This window comes from Bythopirellula sp. (assembly GCF_041737835.1).
Lineage (GTDB): Bacteria > Planctomycetota > Planctomycetia > Pirellulales > Lacipirellulaceae > Bythopirellula.
Genome location: NZ_JBGSQY010000055.1, coordinates 1 through 14,716, shown reverse-complemented (window position 1 = coordinate 14,716; position 14,716 = coordinate 1). Strand labels below are relative to the sequence as shown.

At 57.5% G+C, this 14,716-nt stretch carries 11 protein-coding genes; 9 read left to right on the top strand and 2 right to left on the bottom strand.

Annotated features, from left to right (window positions below):
• Positions 1-48 precede the first annotated feature (48 nt).
• The gene (locus tag AC6T8Q_RS17350; RefSeq protein WP_500680287.1) at positions 49-1,809 is read right to left on the bottom strand and encodes a fatty acid CoA ligase family protein; all 1,761 of its coding nucleotides are present in this window, start codon (positions 1,807-1,809) and stop codon (positions 49-51) included.
• A gap of 97 nt (positions 1,810-1,906) precedes the next feature.
• Between AC6T8Q_RS17350 and panB the strand changes: the two genes are divergently transcribed.
• On the top strand, positions 1,907-2,734 hold the full coding sequence (panB, locus tag AC6T8Q_RS17345) for a 3-methyl-2-oxobutanoate hydroxymethyltransferase (RefSeq protein WP_500680286.1): 828 nt from the start codon (positions 1,907-1,909) through the stop codon (positions 2,732-2,734).
• 9 nt (positions 2,735-2,743) lie between these two features.
• Here panB and AC6T8Q_RS17340 read toward each other — a convergent pair whose 3' ends face one another.
• Entirely contained in the window at positions 2,744-3,172 is a 429-nt protein-coding gene (locus AC6T8Q_RS17340; protein WP_500680285.1) for a thiol-disulfide oxidoreductase DCC family protein, read from the bottom strand.
• 277 nt (positions 3,173-3,449) lie between these two features.
• Between AC6T8Q_RS17340 and AC6T8Q_RS17335 the strand changes: the two genes are divergently transcribed.
• The 8 genes from AC6T8Q_RS17335 to AC6T8Q_RS17300 all read left to right on the top strand — a co-directional run bounded on the left by AC6T8Q_RS17335 (position 3,450) and on the right by AC6T8Q_RS17300 (position 14,568).
• Positions 3,450-5,111, top strand: coding sequence for a hypothetical protein (locus AC6T8Q_RS17335; protein WP_500680284.1), 1,662 nt, complete (start codon positions 3,450-3,452; stop codon positions 5,109-5,111).
• Positions 5,112-5,452: 341 nt separating this feature from the next.
• Positions 5,453-7,456, top strand: a complete 2,004-nt coding sequence (locus tag AC6T8Q_RS17330) for a hypothetical protein (protein WP_500680283.1) — start codon at positions 5,453-5,455, stop codon at positions 7,454-7,456.
• A gap of 211 nt (positions 7,457-7,667) precedes the next feature.
• Positions 7,668-8,141 carry a hypothetical protein gene (locus tag AC6T8Q_RS17325; protein WP_500680282.1) on the top strand — a complete coding sequence of 158 codons (474 nt, stop codon included), beginning with the start codon at positions 7,668-7,670 and terminating at the stop codon, positions 8,139-8,141.
• 354 nt (positions 8,142-8,495) lie between these two features.
• On the top strand, positions 8,496-11,066 hold the full coding sequence (locus tag AC6T8Q_RS17320; protein ID WP_500680281.1) for a TolC family protein: 2,571 nt from the start codon (positions 8,496-8,498) through the stop codon (positions 11,064-11,066).
• A complete protein-coding gene (locus AC6T8Q_RS17315; protein ID WP_500680280.1) occupies positions 10,999-11,973 on the top strand; it encodes a helix-turn-helix transcriptional regulator in 975 nt (324 codons plus the stop codon). The genes AC6T8Q_RS17320 and AC6T8Q_RS17315 overlap by 68 nt, the downstream gene beginning before the upstream one ends.
• An 82-nt stretch (positions 11,974-12,055) precedes the next feature.
• Positions 12,056-12,664: a dTMP kinase gene (tmk, locus tag AC6T8Q_RS17310; RefSeq protein WP_500680279.1), complete on the top strand. Its 609-nt coding sequence runs from the start codon at positions 12,056-12,058 to the stop codon at positions 12,662-12,664.
• 331 nt (positions 12,665-12,995) lie between these two features.
• Positions 12,996-13,940: a 4-(cytidine 5'-diphospho)-2-C-methyl-D-erythritol kinase gene (locus tag AC6T8Q_RS17305; RefSeq protein WP_500680278.1), complete on the top strand. Its 945-nt coding sequence runs from the start codon at positions 12,996-12,998 to the stop codon at positions 13,938-13,940.
• Positions 13,941-13,968: 28 nt separating this feature from the next.
• A complete protein-coding gene (locus AC6T8Q_RS17300; RefSeq protein WP_500680277.1) occupies positions 13,969-14,568 on the top strand; it encodes a septation protein SpoVG family protein in 600 nt (199 codons plus the stop codon).
• The last annotated feature ends 148 nt before the right edge of the window (positions 14,569-14,716 follow it).

Sequence of the window (14,716 nt, the reverse complement as noted above, 5' to 3'; positions counted from 1 at the left end):
CGGTGGTTCAAACCTCTCCAACCACCGGCTTGCGCCGGCGGCTACTTATCAACCCAACTTCTGCTTCGCGAGCTCCATCTCCGCCCACGCCGCCAATGCCTCACGATTGATCTTTGAATTGTGCCGCACGTCGACGGGAAACTGATTGTGTCGCAAGAAAATACCGATCGTAAATCCATGTTTCTCGGCGATCCCTTGCATCTCCCCTGGAATCTCACGAAACACATCCTCAGGCATGAGAGGTTCGCCGTGGGCTGGATAGATATGTGTAATTGACTCTGTTTCGTAAATGACAATTGGAACCTGTGATCCACGCGGCCCAATACCAACCAACGCCGTTCGCTCGACCCAATTTGCCTGATTTAAAATCGCCTCCACACACTCGGTAAACAACGTGCCGTTGGCTGAATCGACGCGATGATTCTTCCGTCCGCAGTACCAGAAGCGGCCCTGCTCGTCGAAATAGCCGACATCGCCCATGCGATGCCATACACTCGGGCTCGGGGACGAGCCGGCTCGCTTGTCAACGATCTTTGCCAGTGAATTGTGTTTCGCAGAATCTCCCGTCACATACGTCGGTGAAACCTGTCTCCCCTTCACAATCAACTCGCCAATCTGACCCACCGGAAGTTCTTCAACGTCAGCGATGCTTTGGATCGGCTCATCCGTGATCCGAATGATCTTCCACTCAACGGTTTCAAACTTCCGCCCAACACAAACCCCTTTCCCGCGTGCCGTCTCGCTGGCGGTTTCGCCGAGAACTTCGCTCGCAGCAATCGTCGCCACGGGCAAACTTTCGGTCGCCCCGTAGGGCGTGTGCATCTCGGCATAGGCGTCCGTGCAAGCAAGCGTTCGTTGCAAAACTTCCGCTGACACAGGCGCGCCACAGGAGAAAATCTTCCGCAGGGTCGGAATCTGTTCGCCCTGCACCTCACAGTAGTGGCTCAACTTGTTCCACACGGCCGGCGAAGCAAACGCCTGCGTCACCCGCCAATCGTGCGCGGTTTCTAGCAGCTTCTTGGGATCCACCGACGCAGGCCGCGAGAAATCCATCTTGGGAAAGACGGTTGTCACTCCGAGTGCCGAGTTGAACAACCCGAACAACGCGAAGCAGGCCAAGTCAGCCCCGCCCGGTTGCAGATCATATTCCCGTTCGATCTCTGCGACCTGCGTTTCAAAAATCTCGTGTGTGTAGAGCACACCCTTCGGCGGACCAGTGCTGCCGCTGGTAAAAATAATCGCCGCCGCGTCGCTGCCTTGCGTGACTGGCAACGATGTAGTCGAACTTCGCCCCGCCTTGAGCAACTGCTTGTAAGTCTTCCCTCCCCAGAACCAACGCCGCCCCACCGTGACATTGAGCTTGGCCAGCGGAAATCGCCGCCGCAAAAGTGTCCGCACGGCTTGGGCCGGTGAGATCGCCACAAACCCCGCAGGCTCGACCGCCGACAGGCAATTCACCAAATGCTGTTTGCCCATTCCCGGATCGATCAACACCGTGGTTGCCCCCGCACGGAGCAGAGCAAACACGAGTTTCACGAACTCGATCCCCGGTTTCACCAACAGCACGAGCCGCATCCCCGGCGTCACGCCCAAATCAACGAGCCCCCGCGCCAAGGCCGTGGCATCGGCTTCGAGTTCCGCGAACGTGCAAGTCGCATAGCTGTGCTGACCCGCCACGTCGCCATGGCCAGGACAAGCGACCGCCACGGCCGTGGGCATCGCACCAGCAATCCGCGTCAGCCGATCAGCCACATTCAAATGGTTATTCAATGCCGCATGCCGGCTTAGCGATTCGAAAGTCTCAAACATGAACCTTATTCTGGCAACCGCGTCCCTGTGGGGGAATGCCCAACGCCCTTGCGTTCAACCCCTATCTTCCGCTTCTCGTGTGAGTTAGCCTGCATCTATGGCCACAGAAAATTCTCAAGACAAATCGCCACGCCGTAAAAGCCGGATGACGGTCCCCAAGTTCGCCTCACTCAAAGGCACGGGACAGAAGATCACCATGGTGACGGCCTACGACTATCCGTTTGCACGGCTCGTGGATCAAGCCGGCGTCGAAGCCGTGCTCGTCGGCGACAGCATGTCGATGGTTGTGCAAGGCCACGACAGCACGCTACCCGTGACGCTCGACGAAATGATCTATCACGCCGAGATGGTCGGCCGCGCGGTCGAGAATGCTCTGCTGGTGGTCGACATGCCGTTCCCCAGTTATCACTTGGGAACGTACAAGGCGATTGAAAACGCGGGGCGAATTCTCAAAGAAACGCGCTGCCAGGCGGTGAAGCTCGAAGGGGGCGCCGATCAAGCCGACACGATCAACGCCCTCGTCTCGGCGGGGATTCCCGTGATGGCCCATTGTGGTTTGCGTCCCCAAAGCGTTCATCAACTCGGCGGCTATCGCGTGCAGCGCGACGAAGCGGCCCTCCTACACGATGCCCGCGCGGCCGCCGAAGCGGGGGCGTTCGCCATCGTGCTGGAATGCATCCCCTCAGAAATGGCGACTCGCATCACCGAGAAGACCACGATCCCCACGATCGGCATCGGCGCCGGCCCCGGCTGCGATGGCCAAGTGCTCGTGCTACACGACATCCTCGGCCTAAAAACCGATTACCTGCCGAAGTTCGTGAAGCAATACGCGAATTTAGAATCCGTCGTCACCGACGCCGTGAAAAACTTCCGCGACGAAGTCCGCAGCGGCGAGTTCCCGGCGAAGGAACACGAGTTCAAATAACTGAATTCGCTATCGATGCAAGCTGCATGTGCCACCCTCGTCGCAGGCGGCCGTCTTCCCCAAAAAGCGGTAACGGTTTTTTGCCACCAATCGATAAAGGGGTCGCCAGAGCAACATGCTCCCCGGGAAGTAGGCAAACGGCGCGGCCCACCACAGTCGCCTGAGCCGACGGGTGAGATAGCGAACCGCTTCCGGTCCCCAGTAGCGGTGGCCAGCGCGGTCGATGATGCACATTTCTTTCATCAGTCGGTCGTGCGAAATGTCGGACCACCGCCGTTTCACTTCCGGATCGTGCAACGACAAATACGACAGCTTCTTTTGGCAATCCCAAAAGAGCAGGCTCTGCACGCCCTGCCGGCAAAATCGGCAATGTCCGTCGTAGAGCACTACATCGGTGTCGGGTCGTTCCGCAGGAGTGGGCAGATGCTTTTCGGTCATGTTCTTATTCTACCTTGTTTTACCACTACCCATCTTACCGCATTCAACCGCCGCCTTTAATCGGATTTTGGCGCACATGTCATTCTGATAGGAGTTCTACGACTAGAAGAATCTAGCTTCCATCACTGCAGGTTTTCGAAGCTTTTTGGCACTTTCTACCAGATCCCTCGGTCGGTAGGCCTCCCTCGGGATGACATGTCCCCCCCCCCAGCGTGACTTACCTCCTCCCACCCGATAAAATAAGAGCGTCACTTCCTGCTCCGCTTCCGAGGCAGCCATGGATCAGATTCTCGCTCAGGTTTCCCGCGCCCGTCAAAGATTGTGGCTTGAGTTGTTTTTGAATCGAGCCCTCACCTGCTTGTTCGTCACGCTCGCCGTGGCGGTGGTAGCGATCGCGGTTCCCAAATTCTTTGTGATTGAGAATCTGCCCAGCAATTGGACGATGCTTTGTGCGATGGCCGGTGTCGTTGGCGGAGTAATTGCCGCTTTCGTTTGGACACTTGTCCGCGGCCTCAGCACGCTCGACGCCGCCGTGGAACTCGACAATCGCTTCGACCTGCGGGAGCGCGTTTCGAGCAGCTTGGCCCTTTCCCCCGACGATGCCGCCACCCCTGCAGGACAAGCATTGCTAAGCGATGCCGCGCGTGCGATTGAGCGCGTGGAAGTCGGTTCGCGATTTGGCATCACCCTGCCCCGCCGCAAATGGCTTCCTGTGCTGACAACGGCTTTCGCGTTCGTGCTGATGAGTTTCGTCGGCAATCCCACGGCACAAAGCAGCGTCGATCCCAACGCCGTGGCACAAGCCAAAGAACAACGCGACAACGTCAGCAAGAATCTCAAGAAGCGGCTCGTCGAACGCAAGAAGCAAGCCGCCGCGAAAGGCCTCAAAGAAACAGCCGGCCTGTTCGACCAACTCGAAAAGGAAACCGAAAAGCTCCGCAAGAATCCGGCCGCCGATCAAAAGCAATCGCTCGTCAAACTCAACGACTTGGCCAAGCAGCTGGAAAAGCGCCGCAGCGAAGTCGGCAACAAGGATTCGATGCGCAAACAGCTCTCCAATCTCGACAAGCTCAATCGGGGCCCGGCCGAAAAGATGGCCGAAGCGATGAAAGAAGGGGATTGGCAAAAGGCGCTCGAAGAACTCAAGTCGCTGCAAGAACAAATGAAAACCGGCAAGCTCAGCGAAGAGCAAAAGCAGGCGCTCGCAGAACAACTCAAGAAGTTGCAAGAGAAATTAGCCGAGGCCAAGCAAGCCCGCGATCAATCGATGGATGAGCTCAAGAAGCAAATTCAAAAGCAGCAAGAGCAAGGCAACCACGCCAAAGCGGGCGAGATGCAGCAAAAGCTCGATCAGATGCAGGCCCAGCAAAGTCAGATGGACAAGCTGCAAGGGCTCGCCTCGAAAATGGGCGAAGCTCAGCAAGCAATGAAGCAGGGCGACATGCAAAAGGCCTCCGAGGCCATGGATCAAATGTCGCAGCAGATGGAATCGCTCGATCAGGCGATGAAAGAAGGGGAAATGCTCGACGCGGCCATGTCCGAAATGCAAGCCGCCAAGGAAGCGATGGCTTGCCAAGAATGCTCGGGCCAAGGTTGCAAAACGTGTCAATCAACCGCCAAGGGTGCCTCGAACAAACAAGCCAAGAAGGGCGGCGGCAGCGGCATGGGCAAGGGCACCGCCTGGGGACAACGCGACGACAGCGACATCGACGCCAAATTCCGCGATTCGCGCGTCAAGCAAGAAACAGGGCAGGGCCCCTTGGTGTATGCCGGTGAAGCCGATGGCCCCAACATCCGCGGCAAAGTTTCTGCCGCCGTACAAACCGAGATGGCTGCTGAAGGGACAAGTCCCACCGATCCCCAGTTGATCGACGAACTCCCCAAATCGCGCCGTGAACACGCCGAAGAATATTTCGATCTGTTGCGCGAAGGCCGCTAGCCTATCTTCCTGAGCCGAACGGCGCTAGCTGCGGGTTCTTCAAACAGACCGTGTCCCAAATTCACCCGACGCTAGCGCGTTTCGGCTCAAATTTTCTTGCCCCACGGCGTTGCCTTTTTGCCACACCACGTGTTCGTTTCGCGAAAAATCAAGAAAAGACCGCAGGAGCTGGACAATCGGCGTAGGACAGTCAAACTGGGTGCACTATACTTGCATGCCTGGTGACTAGGAAAGATGGAGAGGCGGCATCTGGTTTGCTATATTGCCAGACCGGCAATCCCAACCCGCCTTATTTCTTAGTCCTAACTTACCCGGCCTACTTTTCCGACGAGGATCACGTCGTGTTGCACCATTACTCCCAGCGCGTCAACGGCTTGGCGCTGTCCGGTTTTTTCCTGTTCGTATTCAGTAGCGCGGTCCAAGCCCAGGCCCCCACTCCAGCCGACGCCAAACCGGCCGATTTCACCGCGGCGGCCGTCGGCCACAAACCGATCTCCGACGAGCGCTTCGCCCCCTATCGCCAAGAGTTTGTCGGCAGCGCCCGCGCTCTGGAAAAAGCCCTCGGCCCGGGTTCGCAGTTGGAAAAGGACTGGAAGCGCTACCTCAAGTGGGATTTGCTGGAACCGCAACTCGCCGACGATGCGAAGATCGACGGCGCGAGTCTTGAGAATCTCGGCCACGTGCTCCGCCGCTTCCGCTCGAATCACCCGGGCTTGGAACTTCCCGTCTTCACTCGCACCGCCAAGGCCATCGACAAGTACCGCGATCTGGCTTACTGGCATACCCTGGCCTCGCGACGCGACACGGCTCCGATCTTTTCGGCATTTGCCAAGAGCCTCGACGAACAACTTCGCCGCCATACCGAAGAACCAACGGTCGAGACAACGTTGAAAATCGGCAAGGCGATCGCCACGATCGACAACTTGGGAGAAGCCACCGATCAAGTGGGTGTCATCCGAGCGAGCTATTCCCAACCCAACGTGATCACCGACGTCACGACCGATGCGCTCAATGAACTTGCCGGGCCCGTTTGCCAGATCCGCCCGGTGCGCGATTGCATTCTCGGTGCAACGATTCGGGGCACGGCGATTACCAACGGCCTCGTGACTTTCCAGCCACAAGAAGCCACCGATCAAATCAAACTCGACATGTTCCTCACGGGTGTCATCAATTCCCGCACCGTGGCCCACAAGAAGCCGGTTAACGTGTTTGCCAGCGGCACGACCGATTATTGGGCCAGCAAACGGCTGATGATCAGCGACGAACAATTCACCACCGTGGGTCTCACGGTCGACGCTCATACACGCACGCACATTCGTGGCGTGCAAAAAACGGGCGGCAAGTTCGGCAAGCGACTCATCGAGAAAATCGCCTGGAAAAAGGTTCGCGAAAGCAAGTCCCAAAGCGAGCGGATCGCCTCGCGGCACGCCGAACGAAAGATCGCTGAGAGTTTTGATGATCAGGTGGTCACCGCCCTTTCCAACGGACGAGTGAGTTATGAAGAAAAGCTCCGTTATCCTTTGCAGCGCGTGGCTCTGCTCACCAATACGATTGATCTGAATTCCGATAAAGAAGGCATTCACTCGAAATTGATCTTGGCTTCGCATCGCCAGATCGCGACCGATACCAAACCACCCCAGCGTTCGCCGGAAAATGATCTTACGGTCCAACTTCATCAAACGGCCGTGAACAATTTCCTCCCCACATTGCTGGGCGGCGTAACATTGCGGCAAGACACTGCCGACGAAGCACCACGGCTCGAAGGAAATGTCCCACCGTGGCTTCGCGAGATGTCGACCAAGTCACCCCGGGAAGCGGCTGATGACGACGAAATGCCCACGCCCGAAATTGTGATCGTGCCTGCTCCACCCGCGCCTCCCAAGGAAGAGAAGTCAGAATTCCGTCCTTGGCGGTTCTTGCTCAATAGCGAAGCCCCGGCGAGTGTGAGCTTTGCCGATCAAAAGCTGTTCATTCGCATGCGGCTGGCCGAGTTGCAAGGCAACATCGACGATGAGAAGCTGCTCAAGAACTGGGACTTTCTCGTGACCTATCGCATCATTCAAGACGGCAACGAAGTCGTGCTCGAACGCGAAGGCGACGTAGAAGTCTTCCCCACGGGCTTCGACCCCCGGTGGGACGAACGGCTCACCGGCGAACAGGTTGGCATTCGCAACAACATCGCGAAGAACCTCAACCAGCGTGCTGCCGAAGGAGCTGGCTTTCCCAAGGAAATCCCGTTGCCAGCCTTGCGACTTCCCAAAAAGGGCGAGGAAAAGCTCACGCTAATTCTCACGCAACTCGACTGCGACAACGGCTGGTTGACGTTGGGTTATCGCGTCCCGTAAGCTGATTTTGACCCCACTGCATCGATTTGGTTGAATTTGGCTTTCAGCCAAAAAGTGCTGAGGCACATCTATTCCTGGGGCGATGCCCCAGGCTACGATGCGAGTGGCCGTTGGCCAGATTTTTTGGCCGAAGGCCTTCATCACCGTAGCCTAGGGCAACGCCCTAGGTTCGGGCCGTGTAACGAGGGTTTGGCTGAAGGCCATATTCAAGATGGAACCTGTCGTCGAAATAACTTTCGATTGTCTCCCTTTACGAGCCGTCGGACGATTGGATGCGCCGATTGATGCGTCCCCCGTGTATCGTGCCCGCTACGAACATCTCGTGGCGGCGCTCGAAAAATACGGTCCCGAGCGGACTTATTTCCTGTACGACGCCCGCTGCATCTTCCGGCTCGCCAATAGCGAAATCGATGGGATGATCCGGTTCGATTTTGAAGGAACCGTCCGCACCGACGCGAGCGACATGCTCACCGAGCTGGCCGACCTCAACGTCACGCTGGTAAGTGACACCTGCGGCGGGCTGCCCGAGGCCGTGCTAGCGTGGTTCAAAGGCCGCGTCGAAAAGGCCGTGGCGATTGAATTCGATCGCTTCATCGCCGCCGGGCAACTCACCCAACGCACCACCGACCTGGGCCAAATCGAACGGCTCTCCGATCTCACCGGCTTCTCCGGCATGAATCTCTAGAGCATAGCCGGAGGGCAACGTCCCTCCGGGCCCCGGACCGGCGTTGCGGTCCGGCTACGTTGAGCACCTACAATGCTTGCGCCAGCACTGCTGCACTTTGGATTCTTCTCCAACAATGTCAAAGTCTAACGATTAGGCCGTCGATAACGGTTGTACTGTCTTTCTCGACAGCCGTGCGCGCACTCTCTCCCGAGATAGTGCCGCCTGCTAGCGAGTGAGGCCGCCCGGGGGGATACGGGACCACGACAACGGCATGCAGCGCAAGTTGCGAGCCGTGGACGAGGTCGCCCTTGTCACCCCCTGGTGGTTCGTGGATCGGTTGCGACAACCGAACCGCGAAGCAGGAAACGCATCATGACGCGGCAAAATCGGTCGGCCATCTCACTTGCACTCTGCGTGCTGACGCTCGTCAGTGGGTGTGCGCCGACTCAACCCTATTTCTTTGCCGAGGATGGCAACATCTTGGGCAAGGGAGATTTGTCGCACTATCTCGACGTCGCCACCGAAATTGAATATCCCGACGTCGATTCCGTTCCGCTCGACGAAGTCTCGGGCGCGCTCGCTCCATTAACGATCTCCAATTCAGAGAACTTCGACATCGTCGACATGACGCTCGAAGAAGTGACACGGATCACGCTCACCAACAGCAAAGTCATGCGGCAACTGGGCGGTCGGATCACCGACGGCGGCAGCAACATCGCGGTCGCGACGCCTGAAGTCCTCACGCAAAACCCCGGCGCCGTTCCCACGGTGTACGATCCGGCCCTGGTGGAAAGTGGCAACGGCACGGGAACGGGCAGTCCCTTTAGCGGCACGGGCGTTGAAGCGGCCCTCGCGGAATTCGATGCCACACTCGATGCGGCCGCCACGTTTAACAAGAATAACCGCCCCCAAAACTTTGGTGGCTTGGCCGACACGCTATTCGCCCAAGACTTGCATCAAGATTTGAACACTTACACCGCAGGGATATCCAAGACCGCCGCCAACGGTTCGACGTTTGGTTTCCGCCACAACACGTTCTACGACTTCAATAACAACGGCAGCCGGCTCACCAAGGGTGACTGGTTCACCAACTTTGAAGCGTCGTTCAATCAACCGTTGTTGCAAGGTGCCGGCACGCAATACAACCGCATTGCCGGTCCCATTTCGTTCCAGCAATATGCCAACGGCGGAGCCAATCAAATCGACGGTGTGATCATCTCGCGGATTCGCACCGACATCGCGCTCACCGATTTCGAGCAAGCTGTTCAAGAGAATATGTTCGAAGTCGAAGAAATCTATTGGGAACTCTATTTCGCGTATCGCGATCTCGATGCCCGTAAGATTGGTCGTGACAGCGCGCTGGAAACTTGGCGCAAAGTGCAAGCCCTCAAAGGCGTGGGCACTCAAGGTGGTGAAGCCGACAAGGAAGCTCAAGCTCGTTCGCAATACTTCTTGTTCCGTTCGCAGGTGGAATCGGCCCTCACGAATTTGTTCCGCATCGAAAGCCGACTCCGCTACAAGATGGGGCTCGCCGCGACCGACAGTCGGCTGATTCGCCCCGTCGACGAGCCGACGACCGCTCAAGTCGCCTTTGACTGGCCCTCGGTTCATTTGGAATCGTTAACCCGCCGCACGGAGATTCGCAATCAAAAATGGCAAATCAAGCGCCGCGAGATGGAATTGATCGCCACGAAGAACAACCTGATGCCTCGCTTGGATGCGTCGGGAACGTATCGCTGGCTCGGTGCTGGTGAAGACCTGATCGGCAGTTCCAATACGGCCCCCTTCGGACCTGGCTCGAATGCGTTCAGCGTGTTGGAAGATGGCAACTATCAAGAATGGCAGTTGGGCGTGCAGTTCACGATGCCCCTTGGATTCCGCAGTGCTTTAGCCGGCGTTCGCCATCACCAATTGTTGTTAGCTCGCGAACGGGCTGTGCTGGAAGACCTGGAACTCAATATTTCTCATCAAATCAGCGAAACGATTCGCGACGTCGATTTCAACTTTGTGAATACTCAAAGCCTGTTCAATCGCCGCGTGGCCAGCCAGGACGAAGTCGACGCGATTCGGACGGTTTACGAATCGGGCCGCGTGCCGATCGATCTATTGCTCGATGCCCAGCGGCGTCGTGCCGAGGCTGAAAGTGCCTATTATCGTTCGCTTGTCGACTACAACCGAGCTATAATGCGTGTTCACTACCGCAAGGGATCGCTGCTGGAATACAACGGCGTGTACCTAGCGGAAGGCCCCTGGCCAGCCAAGGCTTATTTCGACGCCCTGCGTCGGGCCCGCCAACGCGACGCCAGCACGTTTATCGACTATGGCTACTCGCGTCCCAACGTGATCAGCCGCGGCCCCGTGGGTCAGTTCATGGATATGCCTGCGTCCTCGACGCCGTCTGAAGCCGTGCCGACCCCGATGCCAACACCACAAGGTATGCCAGCACCCCAGGGTGTTCAATCGCCCGAGGACAACTCGCTGGAAATGCCCATGCCCGAACCACAGTCGACGGACGGCGGTTCGTATAACCCCAACGGTGCGTCGTTAAATACCAACGTCCAAGAAATTAATTTCGCTAATCTCCCTGTTGCCGAGGATAATTTTTCGTATGGTTACGCCGAGGTACCCGCGACTGCCGCGGCGCCCACACCACTGAATTCCGCGCCGCTGAATACTGCACCCGTCAGCCAAATCGGCTTTGTCACGGATGCCGTGCCAGCCACACAAGCTGTCGCTGCTCCAACAGCAATTCCAACGAACACACCAGCAGTCAACGCCACTCCTGTAAACCCGTTCCGCAATCCTAACCGTCAAGAATCGACCCAATGGGTCGACTCGACAACTCAAGGATTGCCCGGAACCGTCAAACCAAACGATGAATCTCACGAGAATCACACGACTGCTGAAGCTGCTGCAAACGCTCCAGGCGGGGAGCGGCCGTGATGCTGCGGGGCTCGCGGCATCATGCGGCGTGAGTCGTCGCACGATCTTTCGCGATTTGGAAACTATCCGTGCGGCGGGTGTGCCGCTGCAATTCGATAGCGATCAAGATCGCTACTTCATCCCCAGCGCGTTCTTCTTGCCCCCCACGAACTTCACGGCCGAAGAAGCCCTGTCGATCATTGCGCTCGCCAGCAAGATCACCACAGGCGAACGCTTGCCATTCAGCGAACCGGCCCGCCAAGCAGCGCTGAAACTGGAAAGCAGTTTCCCCGCGGCACTACGTGAAGAGCTCCGTGAAGTGACCCGCGCGATTCAAATCAACCTGAATAAAGTTAGCCCGCTCGAAGGACAGGACGACGTATATCGCACGCTCGTGGATGCCATCGCCAAGCATTTCGTGGTGCGTATTACTTATGGAAGTCTCACCGAATGGGAGACCATTCGCACGAAGCTACGTCCCTATCAACTGCTCTTCAGTGGGCGGAGTTGGTATGTGATCGGCCGCAGCGCGCTGCATGGTGAAATTCGCACTTTCAATCTCGCGCGGATCAAAGAAATCAAACCTTTGCAGGAACGCTACGCCATCCCCCGCGACTTCAGTTTGGAAAAACATCTGGGCAACGCCTGGCATCTGGTTCCTGACGCTGGTCCCGATCATCACGTGGTGGTGCGCTTTCAGCCGCTCGTGGCACAAAATGTCGCCGAAGTCATGTGGCACAAAACTCAAGAGCTGCATTGGCAGAGCGACGGCACGCTCGAATTCCACGCCCAGGTTTCCGGCCTGCAGGAGATCGGCTGGTGGATCCTTGGCTACGGCGATCAGGCCGAAGTGTTACGCCCCGCGAAGCTCCGCAAGCTCGTGGCCCAACGTGCCGCCAATATGCACAAAATCTACGCGGGCTCGTAGCGAGCCGCCAACACTCCCACAAGCGGGCCCAATCGTGTACAACAATCGCTCACTTCCCTAGCCCGCTACGAGCACGCACGGCATGTTTTTTTCCTTTGACGGTATCGACGGCGTCGGCAAGACCACGCAGATGCAGCTCTTTCAGGAGTGGCTCGTTGGGGCGGAGCATAAGATCGTCACTTGCCGCGATCCGGGGAGCACCTTGCTCGGCGAGCGGGTGCGCGAAATCGTGTTGCACAGCGACGAATCGGTGCAGATCGCCCCGCGCACCGAAATGCTGCTCTACATGGCCGCCCGGGCGCAATTGGTCGCCGAAGTGATCCTCCCGGCCAGGGAAACCGGTCAGGTTGTCATTTCCGATCGCTTTCTGCTCGCAAACATCGTGTACCAGGGGTACGCGGGTGGAGTCGACATTGGCGAGATTCGCGACGTGGGCCGAATCGCCACGGGGGGGTTGCTCCCCGACTGTGTCTTCCTTTTGGACATGCCCCCCCAGCGGGCCCGGGAACGCATGGGAGACACGCTCGACCGCATTGAACAACGGGGGGATGACTACCGCCAGCGGCTCCGCACGGGGTTCCTAGCAGAAGCCGAAGTGATGGGAAGTTCAGTCCACGTAATCGACGCCGACCGCCCGATCGACACAATTCAAACCGAATTGCGTGCAATTGCGGCAAAGTTGCTCGCCTAAACCGCCGGCTGGGAATTCGCCCCAGACTTCCGTTGACCTGAGCCGCGAATCGTCTTAAAATTTGCTGGCACTTGAGGTTAGGCTCGCCGCAATGTTCACACCAGCGGTCGCCTTAACTTCAATGCAGTTATCATTCGCTTCTCATGATTGACAATTTATACCTATAAGATTTTAAGCTGACTGTACGCATTGATCCTGATACGCAAGGGTGTGGCACGCTGTTTTTTTTGCAGCGGGTCACAAGCGGTAGATCGGAATTCAAAAGTCGCGTTGGCGCCGAACACTGGGTTCGGCCAGCGACTTCTGCTGATATCGATTCTGGACGTGCACCATGGTTCCCCGCAAGGTTGGTACCGCTTGGGAGGTCGTAGCTCCGGCAAAGCTCAACCTGTACCTGGAAGTACTTGGCAAACGAACCGACGGTTTCCACGAGTTGGAAACCCTCCTGGTCCCGGTGCGAATTTATGACCAGCTAACATGGTCGCCTTCCAATTCTTTGTCACCTAGCCTTTCCACCGAGTGCTCCCTCAGTATCGAATCTTGCCATCCTCGAGGCGGTTTTCGCCCTCAGGTGTCAATCGATCCGCACGACAATCTCGTCACCCGAGCCGCCAAACTGCTCGCGGCCAAGGCCGGCCTCAAACCCCACGGCCACTTCCATCTGGTGAAGCGAATTCCTCAGGAAGCCGGCCTGGGGGGCGGCAGCAGCGACGCCGCGGCTACTTTGCTCCTGGCCAACGAAGCGTGGCACGCCGGGCTTTCCCACGCGGAATTGGCCCATTTGGCGGCTGAATTGGGGAGCGATGTCCCCTATTTTTTGAATCAAGGCCCGGCGATCTGCCGAGGCCGCGGCGAACGGATTGAACCCCTGGGGGGACTGCCTCATTTGCACTTCGTGGTGGTCAAACCCGACTTTGGCTTGTCGACGCCGCGGGTATTTGCCGAACTTGGTGAACGGGGCGCTCTCTCATCCGAGCGGGCCGAGAAATCCGCTTCGTGTTTGTCGCAGCTCATCGCCGCGCTCAACCGCGGCGCGATTGCTCGGGCATGCCAATGGATGACCAACCGGCTCGAAACCGCGGCAGCGCGACTCGCGCCCGAGATTTCGCAAATCAAAACAACGCTCGCGCAAGCGGGCTGTTGGGGACAACTCATGACGGGCAGCGGTTCCACTTTGGTGGGAGTCGCCCGTTCGGCAAATCAGGCACGGCGGATCGCTCGGCAGCTTTCCGCGCAAAAATTGGGAACTGTGCTGGCAACTTCCAGCGGCTGGTAAGGCGTTTCACCTCGCAAGGAGACTTACCGTGGATATTACCGAGGTGCGAATCAAACTGATGGAAGATCCGGGCGAGCGACTCAAAGCGTTTTGTTCGATCACTTTTGATAATTGCTTCGTCGTACGAGATTTGAAAATCATCGAGGGGTCCAACGGCCCGTTTGTGGCCATGCCCAGCCGCAAACTCACGTCACATTGCCCAAGGTGTGGGATGAAGAATCACTTGCGGGCCCAATATTGCAACCAGTGTGGAGCCGGCTTGTCGCAAGATCGCATGCCACTGGATGCCGATGGTCGCGCGAAGCTCTACGCCGACATAGCGCATCCGATCAACTCGCATTGCCGCGAAATGATTCAAGACTACGTCATCAATGAGTTTTATGACGAACTCGAGCGCTCCAAAGATCCTGATTACGTCTCGCGGTACGATGATGTGGACGCCGACTATTCAGACGATCTCCCCGCCAGTTTGCCACAGCGTGCTCGAGAAACACGTGTCGACCGGCCCCACCATCATCCGACCCCACACGAGTCCCAGGGCAAAACTTCCGATACGCAGGTGCCAAGCACTCCCCGCATCACCCCACACCGAGAACGGGGTGAAGGCTTTGGCTCTGGAATTTTCTAACTGCCTACGCGGATGCCCCCGCCCTCCACCAGCTGGAATCGCAACCTCTGGGTCATACTTTTAAGTTGCTTATTCCATGGCCACCTACTCCTGAACCATTCCAACACGATTCCGTTTGGCTATGGCTAGCATTCCATCTTCAGTATCC

Coding starts and splice junctions, on each gene's coding strand:
- AC6T8Q_RS17320 (WP_500680281.1), top strand. CDS start 8,496: ATGACGCGGCAAAATCGGTCGGCCATCTCACTTGCACTCTGCGTGCTG.
- AC6T8Q_RS17315 (WP_500680280.1), top strand. CDS start 10,999: ATGAATCTCACGAGAATCACACGACTGCTGAAGCTGCTGCAAACGCTC.
- tmk (WP_500680279.1), top strand. CDS start 12,056: ATGTTTTTTTCCTTTGACGGTATCGACGGCGTCGGCAAGACCACGCAG.
- AC6T8Q_RS17350 (WP_500680287.1), bottom strand. CDS start 1,809: ATGTTTGAGACTTTCGAATCGCTAAGCCGGCATGCGGCATTGAATAAC.
- AC6T8Q_RS17305 (WP_500680278.1), top strand. CDS start 12,996: ATGGTTCCCCGCAAGGTTGGTACCGCTTGGGAGGTCGTAGCTCCGGCA.
- AC6T8Q_RS17340 (WP_500680285.1), bottom strand. CDS start 3,172: ATGACCGAAAAGCATCTGCCCACTCCTGCGGAACGACCCGACACCGAT.
- AC6T8Q_RS17325 (WP_500680282.1), top strand. CDS start 7,668: ATGGAACCTGTCGTCGAAATAACTTTCGATTGTCTCCCTTTACGAGCC.
- panB (WP_500680286.1), top strand. CDS start 1,907: ATGGCCACAGAAAATTCTCAAGACAAATCGCCACGCCGTAAAAGCCGG.
- AC6T8Q_RS17335 (WP_500680284.1), top strand. CDS start 3,450: ATGGATCAGATTCTCGCTCAGGTTTCCCGCGCCCGTCAAAGATTGTGG.